20 protein-coding genes and 1 pseudogene are annotated in these 21,299 nt (G+C 34.6%); 10 read left to right on the top strand and 11 right to left on the bottom strand.

The genetic code is table 11. The annotated features are described in order from the left end of the window. Positions 1–123 precede the first annotated feature (123 nt). Positions 124–1,341, bottom strand: a complete 1,218-nt coding sequence (locus QWZ06_RS27580) for a PQQ-dependent sugar dehydrogenase (protein WP_290302351.1) — start codon at positions 1,339–1,341, stop codon at positions 124–126. 105 nt (positions 1,342–1,446) lie between these two features. Between QWZ06_RS27580 and QWZ06_RS27575 the strand changes: the two genes are divergently transcribed. The 3 genes and pseudogenes from QWZ06_RS27575 to uvrB all read left to right on the top strand — a co-directional run bounded on the left by QWZ06_RS27575 (position 1,447) and on the right by uvrB (position 5,401). Further along, positions 1,447–1,818 carry a BlaI/MecI/CopY family transcriptional regulator gene (locus tag QWZ06_RS27575; RefSeq protein ID WP_290302349.1) on the top strand — a complete coding sequence of 124 codons (372 nt, stop codon included), beginning with the start codon at positions 1,447–1,449 and terminating at the stop codon, positions 1,816–1,818. Positions 1,819–1,901: 83 nt separating this feature from the next. After that, a complete protein-coding gene (locus tag QWZ06_RS27570) occupies positions 1,902–3,221 on the top strand; it encodes a M56 family metallopeptidase (RefSeq protein ID WP_290302347.1) in 1,320 nt (439 codons plus the stop codon). A 189-nt stretch (positions 3,222–3,410) separates the two neighbouring features. Beyond that, positions 3,411–5,401, top strand: a pseudogene (gene uvrB / locus QWZ06_RS27565) (excinuclease ABC subunit UvrB). A 76-nt stretch (positions 5,402–5,477) separates the two neighbouring features. Here uvrB and QWZ06_RS27560 read toward each other — a convergent pair. From QWZ06_RS27560 to QWZ06_RS27545, 4 genes are all read right to left on the bottom strand, one after another. Beyond that, on the bottom strand, positions 5,478–5,705 hold the full coding sequence (locus tag QWZ06_RS27560; RefSeq protein ID WP_123860621.1) for a DUF3820 family protein: 228 nt from the start codon (positions 5,703–5,705) through the stop codon (positions 5,478–5,480). Between the two features lie 20 nt (positions 5,706–5,725). After that, a complete protein-coding gene (locus QWZ06_RS27555) occupies positions 5,726–6,802 on the bottom strand; it encodes an AI-2E family transporter (RefSeq protein WP_290302345.1) in 1,077 nt (358 codons plus the stop codon). A gap of 11 nt (positions 6,803–6,813) precedes the next feature. Further along, positions 6,814–7,551, bottom strand: a complete 738-nt coding sequence (locus tag QWZ06_RS27550) for a beta-carotene 15,15'-monooxygenase (RefSeq protein ID WP_290302343.1) — start codon at positions 7,549–7,551, stop codon at positions 6,814–6,816. Positions 7,552–7,623: 72 nt separating this feature from the next. Further along, positions 7,624–8,349, bottom strand: coding sequence for a hypothetical protein (locus tag QWZ06_RS27545; RefSeq protein WP_290302340.1), 726 nt, complete (start codon positions 8,347–8,349; stop codon positions 7,624–7,626). 44 nt (positions 8,350–8,393) lie between these two features. Here QWZ06_RS27545 and QWZ06_RS27540 point away from each other — a divergent pair, with 44 nt between their 5' ends. Further along, the gene (locus QWZ06_RS27540; RefSeq protein ID WP_290302338.1) at positions 8,394–9,371 is read left to right on the top strand and encodes an aminodeoxychorismate synthase component I; all 978 of its coding nucleotides are present in this window, start codon (positions 8,394–8,396) and stop codon (positions 9,369–9,371) included. Beyond that, the gene (locus tag QWZ06_RS27535; protein WP_290302336.1) at positions 9,355–9,981 is read left to right on the top strand and encodes an aminotransferase class IV; all 627 of its coding nucleotides are present in this window, start codon (positions 9,355–9,357) and stop codon (positions 9,979–9,981) included. The genes QWZ06_RS27540 and QWZ06_RS27535 overlap by 17 nt, the downstream gene beginning before the upstream one ends. Here QWZ06_RS27535 and menD read toward each other — a convergent pair. After that, positions 9,978–11,654: a 2-succinyl-5-enolpyruvyl-6-hydroxy-3-cyclohexene-1-carboxylic-acid synthase gene (gene menD / locus QWZ06_RS27530; protein WP_290302335.1), complete on the bottom strand. Its 1,677-nt coding sequence runs from the start codon at positions 11,652–11,654 to the stop codon at positions 9,978–9,980. The genes QWZ06_RS27535 and menD overlap by 4 nt on opposite strands. Before the next feature lie 84 nt (positions 11,655–11,738). Between menD and QWZ06_RS27525 the strand changes: the two genes are divergently transcribed. From QWZ06_RS27525 to QWZ06_RS27510, 4 genes are all read left to right on the top strand, one after another. Beyond that, positions 11,739–12,689, top strand: coding sequence for an isopenicillin N synthase family dioxygenase (locus tag QWZ06_RS27525; RefSeq protein WP_290302333.1), 951 nt, complete (start codon positions 11,739–11,741; stop codon positions 12,687–12,689). A gap of 65 nt (positions 12,690–12,754) precedes the next feature. Next, entirely contained in the window at positions 12,755–12,904 is a 150-nt protein-coding gene (locus QWZ06_RS27520; protein WP_290302332.1) for a hypothetical protein, read from the top strand. Between the two features lie 585 nt (positions 12,905–13,489). After that, entirely contained in the window at positions 13,490–13,651 is a 162-nt protein-coding gene (locus QWZ06_RS27515; RefSeq protein WP_185155145.1) for a bacteriocin-like protein, read from the top strand. A 146-nt stretch (positions 13,652–13,797) separates the two neighbouring features. Then, positions 13,798–13,968, top strand: coding sequence for a bacteriocin-like protein (locus tag QWZ06_RS27510; RefSeq protein ID WP_160138986.1), 171 nt, complete (start codon positions 13,798–13,800; stop codon positions 13,966–13,968). A 38-nt stretch (positions 13,969–14,006) separates the two neighbouring features. Here QWZ06_RS27510 and QWZ06_RS27505 read toward each other — a convergent pair whose 3' ends face one another. Together QWZ06_RS27505 and QWZ06_RS27500 are read right to left on the bottom strand one after the other, a co-directional pair. Next, the gene (locus QWZ06_RS27505; RefSeq protein WP_290302329.1) at positions 14,007–15,053 is read right to left on the bottom strand and encodes a PA0069 family radical SAM protein; all 1,047 of its coding nucleotides are present in this window, start codon (positions 15,051–15,053) and stop codon (positions 14,007–14,009) included. A 123-nt stretch (positions 15,054–15,176) separates the two neighbouring features. Continuing rightward, positions 15,177–15,371: a hypothetical protein gene (locus QWZ06_RS27500; protein ID WP_290302327.1), complete on the bottom strand. Its 195-nt coding sequence runs from the start codon at positions 15,369–15,371 to the stop codon at positions 15,177–15,179. 173 nt (positions 15,372–15,544) lie between these two features. Between QWZ06_RS27500 and QWZ06_RS27495 the strand changes: the two genes are divergently transcribed. Continuing rightward, the gene (locus QWZ06_RS27495) at positions 15,545–15,895 is read left to right on the top strand and encodes a hypothetical protein (RefSeq protein ID WP_290302326.1); all 351 of its coding nucleotides are present in this window, start codon (positions 15,545–15,547) and stop codon (positions 15,893–15,895) included. Positions 15,896–15,998: 103 nt separating this feature from the next. On the opposite strand, the gene QWZ06_RS27490 is transcribed toward QWZ06_RS27495, so the two are convergent. From QWZ06_RS27490 to QWZ06_RS27480, 3 genes are read right to left on the bottom strand one after another with little or no spacing between them, the layout of a single operon-like run. Beyond that, entirely contained in the window at positions 15,999–18,662 is a 2,664-nt protein-coding gene (locus tag QWZ06_RS27490; RefSeq protein WP_290302325.1) for an AsmA family protein, read from the bottom strand. A gap of 2 nt (positions 18,663–18,664) precedes the next feature. After that, entirely contained in the window at positions 18,665–20,440 is a 1,776-nt protein-coding gene (locus QWZ06_RS27485) for a WG repeat-containing protein (RefSeq protein WP_290302324.1), read from the bottom strand. A gap of 3 nt (positions 20,441–20,443) precedes the next feature. Beyond that, on the bottom strand, positions 20,444–21,241 hold the full coding sequence (locus QWZ06_RS27480; RefSeq protein WP_290302323.1) for a DUF2797 domain-containing protein: 798 nt from the start codon (positions 21,239–21,241) through the stop codon (positions 20,444–20,446). Positions 21,242–21,299 lie beyond the last annotated feature (58 nt).

Genomic DNA, 21,299 nt, shown 5'->3' with positions numbered 1-21,299 from the left:
CATCACTTAAAATCTTTTAATAAAAATTAGAATTTCATTTACCTTGATTGTGAGAACTTCCCTCTTCCAGCCTCTAACTTCCTTACAAAACAGCCCGGTTGAAAATTTTCAACCGGGCTGTTTTTATTTCTTTGATATTCTATAGAGTTTTCCGCTGTCTGTGACGGCATAGAGATTACCATCGATACCATTCAGCACATCCCTGAAACGCTCGTTCTGATCTGCAAGAAGACGCTCTTCCCCTACCACCTTATTATCTTTCATTACAATTCTGTTGATGTGTTCTCCACTCAGACATCCTATGAAGAGATTACCCTTCCATTCTTCTATATTCCCCGTATAGAAAGTAATTCCACTTGGTGAAATTACAGGATCCCAATAATAAACAGGCTGTTCTGTTCCTTCTTTTTGAGTGATCCCCTCTCCTACTTTTGCCCCAGAATACTCAATCCCATAAGTAACATCTCCCCAACCATAATTTTTCCCCGGTTGAATAAGGTTGATTTCATCGCCTCCTCTTGGTCCCATTTCTACATCCCAAAGATTTCCATTAGGATCAATCGCCAGTCCTTGAGGATTTCGAACTCCATAGGCATAAATTTCAGGTTTATACCCCTGTTTTCCTATAAATGGATTGCCGGGAGAAGGTAATCCATCCTTGGTAATTTTGATAATTTTCCCTAAATAATTATCTGTTTTCTGAGCATAAACTCTTGTCACCTTATCAGATCGTTCTCCTGTACTGATAAATAAGTTTTCATCTTTATCAAAAACCAGTCTGCTGCCATAATGTTTATCTCCGTCATAAGAAGGTTCCGCTCGGAAAATCACTTTAACATCTGAAATAGTTTTAAGATCTTCCGATAATTTCCCTTTCGCCACAGAGGTCAGATTTCCTTTTCCAAATGGCTCAGAAAAGCTGAAATAAATAAGTGAATTGCTTTTAAAGCCAGGATCAAGTGCAACATCAAGCATTCCACCTTGTCCTTTTGCATCTACTTTTGGAAATCCCTCTATCTTAGAAATTTGTTTTCCATCCTTAGAGACCACGTTCATATATCCTCTTTTATCTGTAATAAGAAATCTTCCATCCGGTAAATTAATAATTCCCCAGGGTCTTCCTAGGTCTTTATTCAATACCTCAACATGATAAGCGGTATTTGTTTTTACTGCCTTACTCCTTGTTTGCCCCTTAAAGGCAGGTTTATATTCGGAATTAGGCTTTTCTGTTTCTACACTTCCTCCATTTCCGGTCTGCTGTGCATTCGCCTGATTCTTTTTACACGAATATAAAGTCAAAAAAAGACTCAGCATTGGAATATAAAATTGATTGATTTTCATGATATTATGATTAGATATTTAAAAATGAATGGAAAAATAATGCCATAAAATTTGCTCAATTAAATTTTTATTCTACATTTGTAGAACAAATTACAACATTGTAGAATGAAAGAGATTAAACTAACCGATTCTGAAAAAGTTCTCATGGATATTCTTTGGGAGGAAAAGAAAATCTTCATGAAAGATATTCTGGAAGCCTATCCGGAACCTAAGCCGGCAACAACAACAATAGCGACCCTATTGAAAAGAATGCAAAATAAGGAGCTTGTAGGCTACAAACTCTATGGAAACTCCCGTGAATACTATCCCATGGTAGAGAAAGGGGAATATTTCAAGGAAGAAATGACTTCTATGATTGACCGTTTTTTTAACAGCTCTGTAACACAGTTTGCATCATTTTTTACCTCTAATGCCAAACTAAGCCAAAAGCAATTGAAAGAACTCCGTGATATTATTGACGAACAGATAGAACAATAACTATGTTACCTATTATTCTAAAAATAATCTTGTGTTCATCTCTTTTCATTGCTGTGTACTACTTGTTTTTGGAAAGAGAGAAAATGTATAGATTCAATAGGATCTATCTTTTAAGTTCACTTATATTATCGTACGTAATTCCGTTTATAACCTTTACCATACAGACACCAAAAGCAACTCGCCCCCAGCTGATTATTGAAGAGGCTGTACAATATGTTGTCACCACTCAGCACAGACAAGAAAGTTTTAACTGGATGAATCTAATATGGAGTGTTTATCTAATTGTTACTTTTTTTATATTGGCTAAAAGTATCTTATCTTTTTTAGTCATAAAAAGAATACAAGGAAAAAAATCTTCATATCAAAATTATAATATTATTATTACTCAGAAAAAGCTCTCTCCGTTTAGCTTTTGGAATACCATCTATATAGGAAAAGAATATATAAAAAATGACACCATTGATCCAAGAATATTTCTTCACGAAAAAAGCCATATAGATCAGAAACATAGCATAGACCTTATTCTTATACATATTGTAAAAATATTTACTTGGTTCAATCCTGTTTTATTCTTGTACAAGAAGGCTGTCATTACCAACCATGAGTTTTTAGCTGATGAAGCTGTACTGAATCAGAAATTCAACCTTAAGGAATATCAGAACTTAATTCTTGATGAACTTATAGAAAGCCAAAATTTGCCATTTACCCATTCACTTAGTTTTAACAACACCAAAAAACGATTTATTATGATGAAGTCACAAAAAACCAAATTCAGCTTATTACGAAAAACCGTTGGAATTACTACGCTTGTAGCAGCTACGGCATTGCTTTCAGAAAGAACTTATGCTAATACTTCTGTTAGAACTGAGAACAATACAGAATTAGAGCACGCTTCTTCCCCTATAAAGACTTCTAATACTGAAACAACAAAAGTTGTAGAGTATTCTATGAAAAGCTTACCGGAAGATATTCTTCAGGAAAAGACAGCAATAGCTCCTACAGCATTAAAGAAAGAGATTATAAAACCTGTTGCTGACACAATATCTCCTAAAAAAGACCAAGAAGGTAAAAACACAAATATCCAGGATGATAAAAACTTTGTCAGCGCAGAATACCCAAATAGTATGGCAGAACTTAGAGCCCAAATAGGTAAAACCATAGACTTAAGTGCTCTTGAATCTGTAAGAGGAGTCATAAAAGCAACGGCTTACGTTCATATAGATAAAACAGGAAAGGCCTCCCAGGTGACCACTTCAGGTGACAATGATATTTTCAATAAAGAACTTCTTAAAACGATAACTGCTATCAGCAATGAAACAAGTTGGAAACCCGCAACAAAAGATGGCCAACCCATCGCATCCGTGTTAAAGATTCCAACAACCATGAACTTAACAAAACCATGAGAATCGAAGCGCTTTTATAGCGCTTTTTTTATATCTAATACTGAGATCTTTTTTAAAAAACTATTTTCTCAAAAGAAATCAATGCTACCAGAACAATGAACTGAAGTTTTTATCATCAAAATATTCATCATCAAAACTTTATCATGCCTAATAATTTCTTTCGTATTTTTGTTCTATACATTCTTTCTTATGGATTTTAAGCTTCAATCAGAATATAAACCTACCGGGGATCAGCCCCAAGCCATTGATAAATTAACTGCAGGAATAGAGATTGGTGAAAAATACCAAACTCTTCTTGGAGTAACAGGATCCGGGAAAACCTTTACGGTTGCTAATCTTGTTCAAAACGTTCAGCGTCCCACCCTGGTTCTTGCTCATAATAAGACCCTGGCAGCACAGCTTTTCATGGAATTTAAAGAATTTTTTCCCGAAAATGCAGTGGAATACTTTGTCAGTTATTATGACTACTATCAACCGGAAGCTTATATTGCTACAACCGGAACTTATATTGAAAAAGACCTGAGCATTAATGAAGAAGTTGAAAAATTACGTCTTTCTGCTACAGCAAGCCTTCTTTCTGGGAGAAGAGATGTTCTGATCGTAGCTTCCGTTTCATGTATTTATGGTATTGGGAACCCAACAGAATTTCATAAATCCCTAATTTCTATTGCCATTGGTGAAAAAGTTACAAGAACAGCACTCCTTCATTCTTTAGTTAATGCTTTATATGCAAGAACGTTAAACGAATTCCAAAGAGGTACATTCCGTGTAAAAGGAGATGTCATTGATGTTTTCCCTGCTTATACAGACAATGCGATCAGAATCCAGTTTTTTGGGGATGAAATTGAAAAGATTCAAAGCTTTGATCCCGTTAGCGGAAATGTAGAAGATAATTTCGATCAAATACAAATCTATCCGGCGAACCTTTTTGTTACATCCAAAGAAACACTTAATGGAGCAATTAAAGATATTCAGGATGACATGGTAAAACAGGTAGATTTCTTCAGTTCTATAGGGAAACCGCTAGAAGCCAAAAGACTTCAGGAAAGAACAGAACTGGATCTGGAAATGATTAAAGAATTAGGCTACTGTTCAGGAATTGAGAACTACTCCCGATATCTTGACGGAAGACTCCCGGGAACAAGACCTTTCTGTCTGATTGATTACTTTCCAAAAGATTTCTTAATGGTTATTGATGAAAGCCACGTAACAGTTCCGCAGGTTCATGCCATGTATGGTGGTGACCGAAGCAGAAAAGAAGCTTTAGTAGAATATGGATTCAGGCTTCCTGCCGCTATGGATAACAGGCCTTTAAAATTTGAAGAATTTGAAGCCATCCAAAATCAGGTAGTCTATGTTTCTGCAACTCCAGCTGATTATGAACTGGAAAAAACAGGAGGAGCATATATTGAACAGATCATTCGCCCTACAGGACTTCTTGATCCTATTATTGAAGTAAGACCAAGTTTGAATCAGATTGATGATTTAATGGAAGAAATTCAGAAAAGAGCTGATGTTGATGAAAGAGTCCTGGTGACAACCTTAACCAAAAAAATGGCGGAAGAGCTCACCAAGTACTTCACAAAATTCGGGATTCGAACAAGGTACATTCATTCAGATGTTGAAACTTTGGAAAGGATTCAGATTATGCAGGACTTACGTTTAGGTCTTTTTGATGTTTTGATTGGAGTCAACTTGTTAAGGGAAGGATTGGATTTACCTGAAGTTTCGTTGGTTGCTATTTTAGATGCTGACAAGGAAGGAATGCTGAGAAGCAGAAGATCAATGATTCAGACGGTCGGACGTGCTGCGAGAAACATAAACGGAAAGCCATTATGTATGCTGATAAGATCACCAAATCTATGCAAGCAACATTAGATGAGACAGAATACCGTCGTGTAAAACAGATGAAGTACAATGAAGATCATGGAATGGTGCCTAAAGCGCTCAATAAAAAAATATCTGAAAACCTTGTAGGAAGAAGCAAAGATTTCCCGGATGAAAAATACACCCAAAAAGAAATTCTTCAAAAGGTTGCTGAAGTTAAAGCTACCTATGCCAGCGAAGATGTTGAAAAAATGATCGAACAGAAACAAAAAGAAATGGAAGCTGCGGCTAAAAGTCTTGATTTTATTAAAGCAGCTAAACTAAGGGACGAAATTGCAGCTTTAAAAGCGTAAAGAATATGTAGTAAAAAATTTCGGCGGCTTCTTCGAAGCCGCCGAAATTTTATTTCAAAACAGAGTGTTCTTATTTTTACAATCCATTCCTTACTGAAGCCCTTATGGGTGCCAGCAGATCCATCAATCCATTTAATTTGATTTCATAAACGGTTGAAAGCTGCATTCCCAGTTTTCCTTTAGGCATTCCATTTTTATTGAACCATTCCAGATAGCTTATCGGAAGATCAATTAAGACTGTTCCTTCATATTTACCAAAAGGCATTTTAAAAACACAGATTTCTTTTAATATTTCCGGATTTATTCCCTCCACTTTTTATATAATTAAATCAATTTATCTTCTAATTTATCCTGATTAGGCAATTCCAGATCGGGAGGTGCTTTTTCATCCGCAAACTCATTTCTATAGACTTGTACCAGAAGAAGAGTCAAAGAGATCAGAATAGGGCCGAAAATAAGCCCCATAAAGCCAAATAGATTCATCCCCATGATAATTCCGAATACTGTATTTAGAGGATGGATGTTTTCAAGTTTCTTTAAAAGTGTAAAACGAAGCAGGTTATCTGTAAGTCCTACTACCACTACACAATAAATGGCAAGCCCTAATCCTTGTCCTGTATTTCCTTCTGCAATCATAAAAATACATACCGGTACATACACAATAGCGGTTCCCACCACTGGAATAACAGAAGAAGCTGCCGTTAAAGCAAAAAGCAAAACGGCTCCCGGAGCTCCAAATATCAGATATCCGATAAGTGATACAATTCCCTGACCAATAGCAACGACAGGAATGCCTATCGCGTTGGCCATGATCAACTTTCTCAGCTTTTCGCCCAGCAATGAAACATTTGACTTTTTTAGTGGCGCCGAATTCGTCAGAATTCTTTCAAACAATCTCGGCTTTTCCAACATGAAATACAGAATAAAGTACATTGACATTACTACTGTAAGAGTATTGAATGTTCCGCTCAATGCTGAAGTAGAAAATTTGCCTACAAAGCTTTTCAGCTTATCCATATTCTCCTGGCTCAGAATATCAAAACCTGTTTTGGTTTGAATATAGGAATGTATTTTATCTAAAAACACATTGAATTTATCCATATAAGCCTGTGCGTTCCCTAATTTATCGATAATCAGATCTGCGATGAAATAAATAGGCAGAATCAGAACGATAAGACTCGCAAACATCAATGCAAAAGCTGCCAGAGAAGGCTTCCACTTCTTTTCTTCCTGAAGATAGAAATTGTACTTCCGGCAAACTACATAAATGGTAATGGCTCCTAAAACCGATGGAATAAACAATGCAAGGTTAAAGCAGATCAAGCCTGCCAACACCAAAATAATGGCGAGCAAAGAAATCTGCTTTATGGCAACACTGCTTATTTGATTGTCTTTATTCATCAATTGTTATTTTATTCTTTTGTATACATGATTTGTCTTGGCTTTCCAACGAAGGCACAATAGGTAGAATACATCACGATCATAATGAACGGAGCCGTCAAAATAAGCCCGATTCCGCATAGGATGATTCCTGCCATGGAGATCAATAGTCCAAGGAAACTCGCCCCTAAAAATGTTCCGTAGTTCTCTTTTGCAATATTGAATGATTTACTTAAAGCATCAATAGCTGATGCATTTTCAAATAACAAGATTGGATATCCCAATAAAAGGAAAGGATAAATAAAGATAAAGGGAAGAAAACAAAATCCGATTCCAATAGAGGAAATAACTCCCGCAATCAAACTATAAATCAATATATTAACAAAATTCTGGCGATATCCAATAAACAGGTCTGAAAACTCAATCGGATTCTTCGTATTGAATTTATTCACCATATAGATCAATCCTACATAAAGGGGAGTTAATATCAATAAAAAAATACTGGAAAATGTTGTATACATTGAGAATCCTGGAGTATCCCAGTATCTAAAGTTTCCATAATCACCTGAAGATTTCATTTCATCCATTATAGCAGCAGAGTTAAATCCGGTAACTCCCTGGATAATACTTACTCCGATAATATAAATAATCATGGCTACAATAGCGTACCCAAAAACACCTTTATACATTTCAAAGGCATGCGAAATGATAGATCCGGTTTCCTTGTTGGGAACAGAACCTTGCTGATCAAATTCGTTAAATTCAGACATAGTTTAAATATTTAATGATTTTACCAAATTTACCTTTTTTTGATAAAAAAACACATTAAACTCTATTGAAATTTAGCTTTTCTCAGAAAACACCACCTTATACAATGAATAGATCATGGCATTCCAGAAAGGAAATGTAAAAAGTCCACCAATTAAAAACAAGCTGAAGCCTAAATATTTAAATAAAACCGCAACGAATACACACACCATGATTTCTACAAAATACATTCTTAGCGCTTTAAAGTTTAAGGAAATAGCTTCAAATATCCTTTTATTGGTAAAAAACATCAATGGTGCAACAAATATCGTTACTGCGACCCAAATAATCGCCAGGAAAATAGTAGGCACTGTAAACCTGTAGATCATAAACCAGAACAGATAGTATCCCAGATACTTAAAGAAGTTGATTCCGTTATATCCTACAAACAAGTCTCCGATTTCAATTTTCTCTTTGAGATCAAGTTTTCTGAAAATCTGAAACATCCCAAGATTCAATGGATATAGAAATGCTGTGGTCGCCCAGATGGCAAGGGTGAACATCTGATAACTTTCAGTGGCACTCAGTTCTGCTATCTTCTCCATATAGGCTTTCGTTCCTTCTCTCAACGCTTCTGTTAACACCTGATTTTGTTCCCATATTCCATACCAATTCCCAAAAAAGAATAGGGAGGTCAAAAAGATTCCAAAAAAGATCATTGAAAACATCAACTGAAAAACCAGTGTTTTATTCCAGTAAAAAAAAGCCTGCTTCAAGATAAAATCAATTCCCGGTTTCTGAGGATATTTGCTCTGCATCATAAAAATTTTATGCAAAAGTAAACATCAATAATTATTTTTGCCGAATGTTTTCAGTGAATCATCAAAAATTTATGGAAATGGACGAGCTTTCTCTTCAGAAGGTTCCCTATTTCTTTGTTATCGATTTTCTCTCAGAGAATGTTGAAGTCTATAAAGAAAATGAAATTGAAAAATCAGGATTAATTATTGATTTTCAAAACATTACAACCCATAAAAACAAACATACACTTGATAAAAAAGTAGAATGGAAATCCTTTCCGGAGACTCTGGAAAGCTTTAAAACAGGTTTTGATAAAGTTCAGAAAAATATTCGCCTAGGAAATTCCTATTTGGTCAACTATACCCGAAAAACCAAAATAGAAACAAATTTAAGCCTTGAAGAAATTTTTTATCACTCTGAAGCCAAGTACAAGGTTTTTTATAAAGATTTTTTTGTATTTTTTTCTCCTGAAACTTTTGTGAAGATCATTGACGGTAAAATTTTAACTTATCCTATGAAAGGCACTATTGATGCTTCCATAGAAAATGCTGCGGAGATCCTGAAGAACGACCCGAAGGAAAAAGCCGAACATTATACAGTCGTAGATTTACTCCGCAATGACCTGAGCATGGTAGCAGATGATGTATGTGTAGATCAGTTTCAGCATATTGACTTCATCAAAACCCGGCAAAAGGATTTATATGCCATGAGTTCTGAAATTTCAGGTGTATTAAAATCTGAATTTGATGGAAAGTTGGGAAGCATTATGCAAAAACTTCTTCCTGCAGGCTCTATTTTAGGGGCTCCTAAACCTAAGACTCTGGAAATAATCCAGGAGGCAGAAGGCTATGACCGAGGATACTACACAGGTGTTTGTGGCTGGTTTGACGGTAAAAATGTCGACAGCTGTGTAATGATACGCTTTATCGAAAAAGAGGGTGATCAACTCTATTTCAAAAGCGGAGGCGGTATAACGCACATGAGTAAATTAGAAGACGAATATCAGGAAATGAAAAATAAAATCTATGTCCCAATTCATTGAAAGCATTAAGGTAGAAGATCAGAAGATTTTTCTATTGGAACTCCATCAAAAACGTGTCAATCAAACATTTTCCCACTTTGGTAAAGAGGATTCTATTGACCTGGCCAAAATTTACAAAAATCTGGAGCATGATGAGGATGGACTTTTCAAGTTGAGAATCTCTTATGATCTTGATAAAAGGATTCGTACTCAGATGATCCCTTATGCGATCCCTGAAATTCAGGATTTCCAATTGGTAGAAAACAACAGTTTCGATTATTCTTTCAAATTTGAGGATCGTAAAGAATTAGATAAGATGAAAATGAAATCTAAAGCTGAAGAAATCATTATCGTTAAGAATAATCATATCACTGATACTTCATTTTCCAATCTTTTATTTTTAAAAGGTAAGGATTGGTTTACTCCTAATTCTTATCTTCTGAATGGTGTACAAAGGCAGCATCTTTTAAAACATAAAAAAATAAAAGAGGCTGAAATTACTTTACAAAATATAAAACAATTCAGCCACTTTCAACTCATCAACGCTTTAAACGATTTTGATGATATGTTTATCTATCCTATCGACAGAATCATGAATCTGCCGGGAAATGAAGAGTATCTTGATCTTTAATTTTCTTTCATGAAATTAAAATAAGCCTTCTGAACATCAGCACTGTTCTTTCCATAGGTATTTACTTCCAGAATTTTTGGTTGTGAATCCGGCTTGAAGAAATTCTCCAGCACTCGGTCAAGGGTTAGATCATCCTCAACCTTAATATAAGAGAAACCGAAATGTTTTGCCAGATGTTCTGCATTTTTGCGGTGCTTAGTGGCAATAAATTCATCCAGCGTATTTGGATTCGCATTTCCGGGTCCTGGAATGATTTTAAAGATATTTCCTTCTCCATTGTTGAAGATGATGATTCTTACAAAAGGTGGAATATATTGGTTCCAAAGACCATTAATATCATAGAAGAAACTTAAATCTCCGGTAATCAATAAGGTTGGATTAGCATTTTTAATGGCAAAACCCATTGCTGTAGACGTTGAACCATCAATACCACTCGTCCCCCTATTGCAGTATATTCTTCTTTTACCAAAGTCAAACAACTGCGCATATCTAATCGCTGAAGAGTTTGTAAAATGGATATTATAATTTTCAGGAATCGTCTGTGAAGCTTTATTGAAAAAATAGAAATCAGAAAATTCAACCGTATTTAAAAACTGTTGGTGTCTGGCATCTTTTTTATCCCTTAAGACATCCCAAAGATTGAAGTAAGGTCTTGGTTCCAGATTGATAAATTTTAACAATTTAGAAAAGAATACTTCTGGTTTTACCTCTATTTTTTCTGTCAAAGAAAAATAAGTGTCGGGTTGCCATACCTCATCCAAATGCCAGTGTTGCTTCGGTCTTGCACTTCTCAGGAATTGTTTTACCTTTTTGGAAACCACATTCTGTCCCACTGTAATCAACAGATCCGGAGCATACATTTTATAATCTTCTTCTGTAAAATTAAAAATATAACGGTCTATATGTCTGAAAAACTTCTCATGATACAGATTAGAATTCGCTTCACTCAGCACAATAACAGAATGGTTTTTAACCAATTGCGTTAACTGATTTTCTAATTCGGGGCTATAATCTCTTGTCCCTACCAACAGCATGATTCTTTGAGAAGTATGCCATTCTGCAATCAGATTGGATGGGATCTCATACTCTTTATGCTTGATTGTTTTTTCAACCGTTGGAAAAGTAGGTAACTCTGATACCAACTCATATAGTGGCTCTTCTAAAGGAATATTGATGTGCACCGGCCCTTGCTTTTCAAAACAAAGTTCAATAGCTTTTTTAATCGTATCGAAATTAATATCTTCTGCATTGTCCTTACTATCTTCCAAAAGCTGGAAATCTCCGTAAGAATGCTGATGAAAAACATCCTTCTGCCTAATGGTCTGCCCATCAAAAATATCAACAAAATCCGTTGGCCTATCAGCTGTTAACACCAAAAGCGGAATATTCTGATAAAAAGCTTCCGTAACTGCAGGATAATAGTTGACTACCGCTGATCCGCTGGTACAGGTAATTGCTACTGGTTTTTTTTCACTCTTAGCCATTCCCATTGCTACAAAGGCAGCACTCCTCTCGTCTACAATGCTGTAGCAATTGAAGCTGTCTATTTCTGAAAAATGAATCGCCAAAGGAGCATTCCTTGATCCCGGCGAAATTACAATGTCTGCAATTCCGTACTGCTGAAGAAGATGTGCAAGTATTTGGATACTTCTCTTAGAAGAATATTTTTTCATACAGCAAATTTAACTTATAAATAATGATTTTAAAATCATTTAATTTAAAAAAAATGTAATTTTGCTATTCGTAAATTTCTAAAAATGGATAAAATACCTAGTGTAGACCTGCGTGATTTCCTTTCGGACAACCCGGAACGCAAACAGAAATTTGTAAATGAAATCGGAAAAGCTTATGAAGAAATTGGTTTTGTAGCCTTAAAAGGCCACTTTCTTGATGACAACCTTGTAGATGATTTATATGGAGAGGTAAAAAACTTTTTTGAACAACCAACGGAAACGAAACAGAAGTATGAGATTCCAGGAATTGGTGGCCAAAGAGGATATGTAGGATTCGGTAAAGAAACTGCAAAAGGTTTCAAAAAAGGAGACTTAAAAGAATTTTGGCACTTTGGACAGTATCTGTCTGATGATTCAAAATACAAAACAGAGTATCCTGACAACGTTATCGTTGATGAACTTCCAAAATTCAACGAAGTAGGTAAAGAGGCCTTCCAAATGCTTGAAAAAACAGGACAATATGTTTTAAGAGCACTAGCATTGCACCTTGGTTTAGATGAGTTCTATTTTGACGATAAAATCGCTGAAGGAAATTCCATCTTAAGACCTATTCACTATCCACCTATCACAGAAGAACCGGATGATGCAGTAAGAGCTGCTGCTCACGGAGACATTAACCTTATTACTCTTTTAATGGGAGCGCAAGGAAAAGGTCTTCAGGTTCAGAATCACAACGGAGAATGGATCGATGCGATCGCAGAACCGGATGAATTGATGATCAATGTTGGAGATATGTTATCCAGACATACCAACAACAAATTGAAATCTACGATTCACAGAGTGGTAAACCCACCAAGAGAATTGTGGACTACTTCAAGATATTCAATTCCTTTCTTTATGCACCCTATTAGTGCGATGTCATTAAACGCTCTTGACAACTGTGTAAACGAAAACAATCCAAAGTTATACGAAGACACTACAGCAGGAGAATTCTTGCATGAAAGATTGATAGAATTAGGATTGATTAAGAAATAATAATTACCTAACGATATGAAGTCGGCTGCCTCAAATGAGGCAGCCGATTTTTTATAAAAAAACAGATGAAAAATAAAGATATAAATAGACTAATTATTGAGCTCAATAAAGAGTCATTACCAGAATATAAAATTATTAATTTTTGGGATGCAGACATCCCCCAAGCTGCCGCACGAATCCTTTCTTGTGGTATTTTAATAGATTACTTCCCTTAAGTAATCCATTTCATATCTTTACCTAAAACACCATCAGTAATTATTCTAATTTTAAAAAACTGACTAAGAATGACATTTAAAATAGTTAATTTATTCTTTTTAAACACACAAAAGGATTCGTACGGTAGCGGGGAAATAATTAAAAATCAATAAATGAAAATAGTATTTGTTATTTTACAATTTGTTTGTGTTGTATCTCTTTTTATTTTTTCCTTTTATCTATTAATAGCACTTGGAAGTAGTCACAAAATTCTACTTCAAACGTATCTTAAAATAATAATTGCAATTGTAATTTCTATAATTTCTTATTTTTATATTCGTTATATTAAAAGAAAAGATTAATAACACAAAAACTGATGTCTCGGATTTGTAATTCGTGACTGATATAATAAAAAGACGCTCACAAAATGCAAGGGCTTCGTGTTTTACAGCGCAACAATATTTTTCTGGAGATAATCTTTAACCCACTTTTAGAGACTAAGATATTTTTTAAATAATTTTTCATTTTTTTTATAAAATCATTGTATTTATTTAAAAATATTTTAATTAATTTTGATTTACTATCAAATTTTTAATTAAATCTATATGAAAAATCTAAAAAAACTAAGAAAAGACCAATTGAAAGGGATTTCAGGCGGTGCTAATGTTCCTGTTATTGAATACTGTATGTATTATTGCAGCGGTACTATCATTTGTGCAGCTTGCACTGAGGACTTTAAGTGCCCGGTTACCTCTGAGGAAATGTAAGATTTACCATCAAAATGTAATGATACCGTTTCTCTAGAAGCGGTATTTTTATTATCAGGCATCCAGCACCAATGCTGAAATAAAAAACTCAAAAACAAACACTTAACTAATTTTTCATATCTTTATTGAAACCAAATTCAAACGATATGAAAAATTTACAAAAATTAAGCAAAGGTAAATTGAAAACCATTTCCGGAGGGATAAGCTTCCCTTATAATGGAGAATGTTTTTATGTGTGTAGTGACGGAATACAGTATAAAGCGCTATGCAGGTTGGAGTTCATCTGTCCAGATGGAGAACAGCCTATTATTTACTAAAAACAAAAATGCTCCCAAAGGAGCATTTTTTTATATATTTAATCAAACAGTCTCAGTTGCTGATCCTTAGTTCCCGTAAAGTTGGCCGTTGATAATTTGGGAAACTCTTTGCCTTCAAAAAACTTTTTCCGCCCTATTTTAAAGGTCGTATGAATCATTTCAGCGATATTCCCCTCTCCTCTCTGTCTTTCAAAATATCTTTTATCACCCAGCTTTCCGCCACGCATGGAACGGATAAGGTTCAGTACCTTCTGAGCTCTGTCGGGGAAGTGAGATTCAATCCAATTAACAAAAACAGGTTCCACCGTATCATTCAAACGAACTAAAGTATACCCAAATCCCAATGCGCCTGCATCAGAAATTGATTTTAAAATATTTAAAGGTTCGTCGCTGTTTAGCCCAGGAATAATAGGTGCCACCATGACATGAACGGGAATATTATTTTCGGTCAGGATCTCAATAGCTTTTAATTTATTGGGCGCAGAACTTGTCCTTGGCTCCATTTTTCGTCTCAGCTCTTCATTAATGGTTGGAATACTCAGAGAAACAGAAACAAGATTCTGCTCCGCCATCGGTTTTAAAATATCCAAATCCCTCAATACCAATGCATTTTTTGTCAGAATATTGACAGGATGTCTGTAATCAAGACAAACCTGCAGGAGCTTTCTGGTGATTTCAAATTGCCTTTCAGCAGGCTGATAGCAATCGGTGTTTCCGGAGAGCAAAATAGGAGCAGCTTTATAGCCTCTTTTTTGAAAAAACATCTCCAGCAATTCAGGCGCATTTTTCTTCACCATGATCTTTCTTTCAAAATCAATTCCAGCACTATACCCCCAATATTCATGGGTAGGTCTGGCAAAGCAATAGGAACATCCATGCTCACAACCCTGATAAGGATTCATGGAATATTCCATCGGAAGATCTTCGCTTTTTACCTGATTCACAATTGTTTTTGGAAAAACCTCGGTAAACGAAGTCTTCATCGTTTCGAAATCTTCATCCTTGGGTTCATAGGTATACCTGTCGAAACGGTTGATGACGTTTCGCTGAGCTCCCTGACCTTTTATGAAATTTTCGTTTGACATTCTGGTGTAAAATTAGAATGGATTTTTTATAAAATAATGAACTTTAACATTTAAGTTTTCCACAAAAAAAATCCAACACTTTCAAAAGCGTTGGATTTAAACATAATTTAATATATTTTTTTACTACTTCAGCGCGTAAAATTCCACTCCGTGTGTTTCGTCGTCGTGGCTCTTTTCATCAAAGTGTCTGTGATAATCTGAATAATTATCACTATATTTTTTATCTTTTTTAGTCAATATTTTCTTGATACTTATTAAACTTAATACTGCCAAAAGACCAACTCCTCCTGCCAGTAAAACTCCAACTTCTTTTTTCATATTTTCTTTGATTTATTGTGATGAGTATTGCAAAAAGTGTACCTATTTTATTTTTCTGAATTATAAATTTTGTTAACATTAAACTATATTTTTAAGGAAATTATAATCAGGTATTTTCTTATCTTTAAAAAAGCAATGGTTTAATTATTGTACTTAACAACAAAAATATTATTATGGAAAATCGTGAAAATACCGACCAAATGACCACTTTAAGCCAAGTCATGAAAAAGCTTTCTGAGAGAGGGATTCAAAGAGAATTCAGAATGAATGACAACTGTGAAATGAAGTTTGAAAACTCTGAAAAAGTATATCAGCCTTCCGAGCTTATTATTGTAAAAACCTACCGTTTCGAAGGAGACAGCAATCCGGATGACAATGCTGTATTGTACGTAGTAAAAGATGATGCCGGAAACCGTGGAATGATCATTGATTCTTATGGCGCAGACAGCAATTATACTGGTGAAAAGTTTGATGAATTCCTGAGAAACATTCCTATTCTGGAAAGTGATGAATTCAATTTCTAAGTCTTACTATCAAATATTAATTTTTTAAACCATTAAGGCTATTTTAATTAAAATAAAATTGATTTCAAGATCAGCTATAAGTACTCCTCAATGGTTTAAAAAATTACTTCTCTTCGGCATTCTTGTCTTTCTTTTTAAATATATTATTTAGAAATCCCTTCTTTTCTTTTTTCTCTTCCTGATGAGATTCAGAATTTTCTTTTTTATTTTTGATCTCTTGCTTTATATCTTTTACCGACTGCTTCATTTCTTTCACTGAAGACACTGCTTTTTTCACCTTTTTCTCGGTCTTTTCTACATTTTTACCAATCAATGTTTTCTTTAACCCTTGCTCAATACCTTTCCAGAAAAGATTAAAGAATGATTTGGTAGGATCGCGTTCCACATTTTCTACCGTTACAGATTCCGGATAACTGCCTGAGTTTGATTTCAGAAAAACATTCGCTACAGCAGTTAAGAAACCTTTCTTTTCATGATTATCTTTATTTAAAACCGCAATTTTTAAATCTTTATGTTTTAAATTAAATGTTCCGTGTAGCCCCGCCGGATTTCCTTTAAAATTAAACAACATTTCCTGAATCGTTCCAGCAGTTGCTGTTACATGCAGATAAGGTCTTATGAAAGGATTAATTCCATTGGCAGGAAGATTAGAGGTTTTTCCTGAAATGGCAAAATTATCATGTTGATCTGCTACATCAAAACTCCAGTTTACCGAAAGTGGTGATAAATTCATGAATGAACAATGAATATTAATATCAACTTTAGTAGGCTTCCCTTTTGCCTTTGCTGAGTTCAGATTTTTAACATTCATAGTAAAATTGCTGAATATAAGTTTTCCCGGCCCCATACTTTCAGGGGTATCTTCTTCATAGACCAAAACGGAATTCTTCAGATCCAGATTACTGACATTCATAGGAATTTTGATTGAACGAAGCATCTTGGAATACAAGGCTTTTATCTTCGGATCATCTTTAGGAATTTTACTTCTGAAAATATTGGCATCGGCAGACTGAATCACTACATGAGAAGCATTGATGAACTTATGATCAGAAAATAATTCCCATTCCCCTTCCGCAGTGATCTGCCCAGCCTTCAGGTCGAAGAGATCTCTCTCCACTGGGATCATTTTGATAAACTGGCTTCTCGAAACGAGAGGTTTCATTGCAAAATTGTTGACCTGTATTTTATTTTTATTCAACTTTAAAAGCCCAAGGCTGAGATTATAAAATTGGGTTTTATAGGCAAAATTCCGGGTGGTAAGGAAATAATCTTTTATCTTAAAAGAAAGTCCTTGGGAACTCTCTTTTTGCCCTATTTCAATACCATTTACCGTGGCATTCAAATCATGGAATGCCAGTGGCTGTTTTCCTTTATCATAAATAAGATTAGAGTTCTTTAAAGAAACTTTTCTTACGATAATAGATTGTATAATTCCTGAATGGATATTTTTCTTTGGTTTGCTCTCGCCTGCTGTTATCGTTCCGTTTGCATTTTCCACAAGAACATCTTTGACATCCAGATTCAGCTTTTTATTAATTAATTCCAGCTTATTTATATTAAAAGCAATATGACTGGTTTTTAAATCCATTGTGGTCTTTCCATTAGTCTGGGATCCTGGGGTCAATGAAATGTTTCGGATTTCTCCGTTTGTAGGCTTTAACGCAACACTTCCTACCGCAACATTCTGATGATCAGAATATAAAATATCTTTCCCTGAAAAAGTAAAATCTTTGTAAGCCACAGGAATCACCTGTTCTGAGGTCTCTTTATTGAATACTAATTTCTTGATATTCAAGTTCAGATTTCCTGCAGATAAAAGTTGGGTTCCATCCGGTTTATTAATCTGAGCGACGGCATTTTTAAGCCTTATATTCTCTATATTAACTTCAAAATCGGATTTCTTCGTTTCTTTCTTCACCTTACTTGCTCCCGTATTGTATACGGCAAAATTTGGATTTTGGAAATCTGCATCTGTAAGGGAAACTTTATTTTTATTTAAAACAATGTCCTTGAATTCCATTTTAGGAATGGTAAATTCAAACAGTTGTGTTTTTTGAGGATAAAACTTTTTAAACTGAGTAAACGACAATAGGGGAATAAGCTTAAAGTTCTCAACAGACATCTGTCCATCCGTTGTACTGATAGAATGAATGGTCATGGCATAAACATTATCCGGTCTGAAAAAGAAGTTTTGCCCTTTAATGCTATATCTATCAAAAACAATGGGTAACTTATCTTCTACAGACTCTTCTGTCATCTGTAAGTTTTCAACAAACAGATCAAGCTGCTCTACAGATAAAAACTTCTGTTTGGTAGATTTGAAAACAGCAATCTTCCCTTCATTGATCCTAATATTTTCAAATAAAAAAGAATTCCTTTTCTTTCCTTTTTTCTGATCAGCAGGTTTTGCCAGAATGATGTTCAGATTAGGCATTGCCAGCAACAAATCGGAAGAACTGATCCTTTTATTAAAAATCGCATCGTAGATTCCAAAACGGCTAATCTTTAGAGTATCAACAGTTCCCTGAAGCCCAATAATATTAGTATTCTGAGGGTCTTTACTATTGACGGAAATTCCTGTTACCAAAATATTTCCGGTACCCAGATCTACATCCAGACTTTTGTAAGAAACTTTATAGTCTGTATTGTTTTTTATATACTCCGGAAGCTGGGTTTTAAGCCAAAAATTCAGTCCGAAATTCGCAGCAAGAAGAAGTCCTGCCAGGATTCCGAAACTGATTAATAGTCTTTTAACCCATTTTTTCATACTTACATATTTTGGTGTTCAGTATCTTTTTTATATTCTTTCTGAGAAATTTCTTTTATAATTTTCCCTGTTAAGGTTATTTCGTAAAACTTATTATCTTTTTTAGAGTAAATCCTGTTCTCATCTTCACGATATCCAACCCCAAAAAAGTACCCATGTTTAATCTCATTAAAAATAAAAGGACAAATTTCTTTATTATTAATATCTAAAATACCTGATTTTCCATTTCTGTGAGCAAAAATCACACCTCTTCTTTGAATAAACTCATCATAAATTGGTGGAATTACAATCCTGAATGTTTCATCTTCTATTAATCCATGTTTACCCTTTTTAACAATAAAATGTCTTTTTTCCGGCCCGTATTCTACCCAATTTGATATTTCATCATATTCTAAAGGTAGTAATATTTTATTCTTAATATCAACAATTCCGTACTTCTTATTTTTAGATACAATAAACCTCTGGTTATTATAATAAATTGGTGTAATACGATCATATCCAGATAGTATTGGTTTATTATCTAAGTCTATAATTTTATCATCTGCAATAAATAACTGACCATGATCATCCAACCCATCTAGACTTTTATATTCAAAAGGGATTCTTAATCTTCCGTTTTTATCAAGAATTCCAACCTTTCCGTTCCTTTTTCCAAGAAAGAGATCTTGATTCAGTTTTTCAAGCTCGCTATATTCAAAAGGAATTACAATACTGCCATTCGAATTTACCATTCCATATTGTCCTTTCAAATTTTTAAATATTAAATTCGGTGTAGAAACTGAAAAATCACTGGAAACCTTTTCATACGATTCTCCTATTTTCTTCAGGTTCCTGTTATAGATATGAAATATGTTGTCCTTTTTTGCATTATAATATTCTGAAGAGTTATGATTTGTATCAAAGTACCCTATCCAGTCATATTCTATGGGAACTTTTGCTATTCCATCAGGCTTTATAATCCCGTATTTATTATTTCTTTTGACAATGGCATTTTTATAGGTATCAAATACTGATGCTAAATCGAATGTATTGTCCTGAAATGCAGATTTTATCTCTTCATTAAGAAACTCATACTTCTTATTCTTTAATACCAAAACAGCTCCATTTTGAAAATAAGTGGTGGCTTCACTTATATCTGGAGGAGGCGGTATATTTAGATTATACCCCTTAAAAACCTTATCGTACATAAAGTCTGACAATTGTTTTCCTTTAGAATCAAAAAAGGCCCACTTTCTGTTTTTAGAAGCAGTCACAATAGAATCAATATCAGAATTATCGACTGCATCATAAATAATAGGAATAACAACCCTTCCTTTTGGATCAATAAATCCGTGCTTTTTATTCTTTGAAACCCCGCATAAGCCCTGGCTAAAAAACCCAACTTCATCATATACCATCGGAATGACTACATTCCCCTCTGTATCCAGAAAACCATACTTCCCTTTTCGTTTGACACTGAGCAACCCTTCTGAAAACAAACCCATTTCATCATAATCAGAAGAAATAGCAACTTTGCCCTGTCTATTGATATAAAATTCTTTACCTCCGTCTTTTGTATAAGCTAGTCCATTTTCATCAAAAGGATTTATAAAATCATATTTAAAAGGAATGATGGTGATTGTATCTTTATCTACAAATCCCCACTTCCCATTTTTATGATGTACTCTGAACAGATCTGTATTTTTATCTTTTTCAAAATAATCAATATCCTGTCTTGTAATTTTAGGATGATCGGGAGCGCATGACAAAAGAAATATCAGGGGTAAATATCTACGCATCTATTAATTTTTCACATTCAGTTCTATCACATATCCTTCATGCCCTCTTACATTGATAAAATTTCCGCCTTCAAATCCAAGGTATTGTCCTTTAATACCCGTAAGTTTCCCTGTAAATTCAGGCTTCTTATCTAAAGTAAATGAAGTTACTTTCTCGGGTTTTTCAAAAGGATAATCAAATGCCCAAAGTTCTTCTCCTTCACTGTAGAACTTCTGGAAATCCTCCGGAAAATGATCTTTGATCTTTTGTCTGAAATCCGCCAGATCTACCTCTCCTTCAAAATCGTCCTGAAGCATTTTTCTCCAGTTTGTTTTATCTGCTAAGTGTTCTTTTAAGGCAACTTCTATCATTCCCGCTTCATAACGGTTCTCTGTTCTTGCAATAGGTAAAGCAAAAGTAGCTCCCTGATCGATCCATCTTGTAGGAATCTGGGTATTTCTGGTCACTCCTACTTTTACATCTCCGGTATAGGCCAAATACACCGTGTGAGGCTGAAGCTGAATTTCTTTTTCTACTTCCAAATCACGCTCTGCCACCCCTAAATGAGCCGTTGAAAGCTCCGGACGAATGATGGTATCACTAGCATAAGGACTTTCAAAAAAGCAGCTTTTACAAAACCCCATTCTATAAATAGGCTTATTTTCACCACAGTTTACACACTGAAATCCTACATGCTTAATACTTAATTCCTTTCCAAACAACTCATTAAGATGAATCAGATCTCCTGAAAGATTGAGGTAATATTGGATGGGTTTAGCATCATAGCTTATCATTTTTAAAACTTGCCCTTGAAACTGCATATTATATTTATATTACTTTTTTAAGTAAATTTAATGATTATATTTTTCAAAAAGTAAA

Source organism: Chryseobacterium tructae (genome assembly GCF_030409875.1).
GTDB lineage: Bacteria > Bacteroidota > Bacteroidia > Flavobacteriales > Weeksellaceae > Chryseobacterium > Chryseobacterium tructae.
Note: the sequence above shows the minus strand (reverse complement) of the source record. Positions and strands in the feature narration are given on the sequence as shown.

Coding starts and splice junctions, on each gene's coding strand:
- QWZ06_RS27490 (WP_290302325.1), bottom strand. CDS start 18,662: ATGAAAAAATGGGTTAAAAGACTATTAATCAGTTTCGGAATCCTGGCA.
- QWZ06_RS27515 (WP_185155145.1), top strand. CDS start 13,490: ATGAAAAATCTAAAAAAACTAAGAAAAGACCAATTGAAAGGGATTTCA.
- QWZ06_RS27495 (WP_290302326.1), top strand. CDS start 15,545: ATGGAAAATCGTGAAAATACCGACCAAATGACCACTTTAAGCCAAGTC.
- QWZ06_RS27525 (WP_290302333.1), top strand. CDS start 11,739: ATGGATAAAATACCTAGTGTAGACCTGCGTGATTTCCTTTCGGACAAC.
- QWZ06_RS27505 (WP_290302329.1), bottom strand. CDS start 15,053: ATGTCAAACGAAAATTTCATAAAAGGTCAGGGAGCTCAGCGAAACGTC.
- QWZ06_RS27580 (WP_290302351.1), bottom strand. CDS start 1,341: ATGAAAATCAATCAATTTTATATTCCAATGCTGAGTCTTTTTTTGACT.
- QWZ06_RS27535 (WP_290302336.1), top strand. CDS start 9,355: ATGTCCCAATTCATTGAAAGCATTAAGGTAGAAGATCAGAAGATTTTT.
- QWZ06_RS27545 (WP_290302340.1), bottom strand. CDS start 8,349: ATGATGCAGAGCAAATATCCTCAGAAACCGGGAATTGATTTTATCTTG.
- QWZ06_RS27480 (WP_290302323.1), bottom strand. CDS start 21,241: ATGCAGTTTCAAGGGCAAGTTTTAAAAATGATAAGCTATGATGCTAAA.
- QWZ06_RS27550 (WP_290302343.1), bottom strand. CDS start 7,551: ATGTCTGAATTTAACGAATTTGATCAGCAAGGTTCTGTTCCCAACAAG.
- QWZ06_RS27520 (WP_290302332.1), top strand. CDS start 12,755: ATGAAAAATAAAGATATAAATAGACTAATTATTGAGCTCAATAAAGAG.
- QWZ06_RS27575 (WP_290302349.1), top strand. CDS start 1,447: ATGAAAGAGATTAAACTAACCGATTCTGAAAAAGTTCTCATGGATATT.
- QWZ06_RS27555 (WP_290302345.1), bottom strand. CDS start 6,802: ATGAATAAAGACAATCAAATAAGCAGTGTTGCCATAAAGCAGATTTCT.
- QWZ06_RS27510 (WP_160138986.1), top strand. CDS start 13,798: ATGAAAAATTTACAAAAATTAAGCAAAGGTAAATTGAAAACCATTTCC.
- QWZ06_RS27485 (WP_290302324.1), bottom strand. CDS start 20,440: ATGCGTAGATATTTACCCCTGATATTTCTTTTGTCATGCGCTCCCGAT.
- QWZ06_RS27500 (WP_290302327.1), bottom strand. CDS start 15,371: ATGAAAAAAGAAGTTGGAGTTTTACTGGCAGGAGGAGTTGGTCTTTTG.
- QWZ06_RS27570 (WP_290302347.1), top strand. CDS start 1,902: ATGTATAGATTCAATAGGATCTATCTTTTAAGTTCACTTATATTATCG.
- menD (WP_290302335.1), bottom strand. CDS start 11,654: ATGAAAAAATATTCTTCTAAGAGAAGTATCCAAATACTTGCACATCTT.
- QWZ06_RS27540 (WP_290302338.1), top strand. CDS start 8,394: ATGTTTTCAGTGAATCATCAAAAATTTATGGAAATGGACGAGCTTTCT.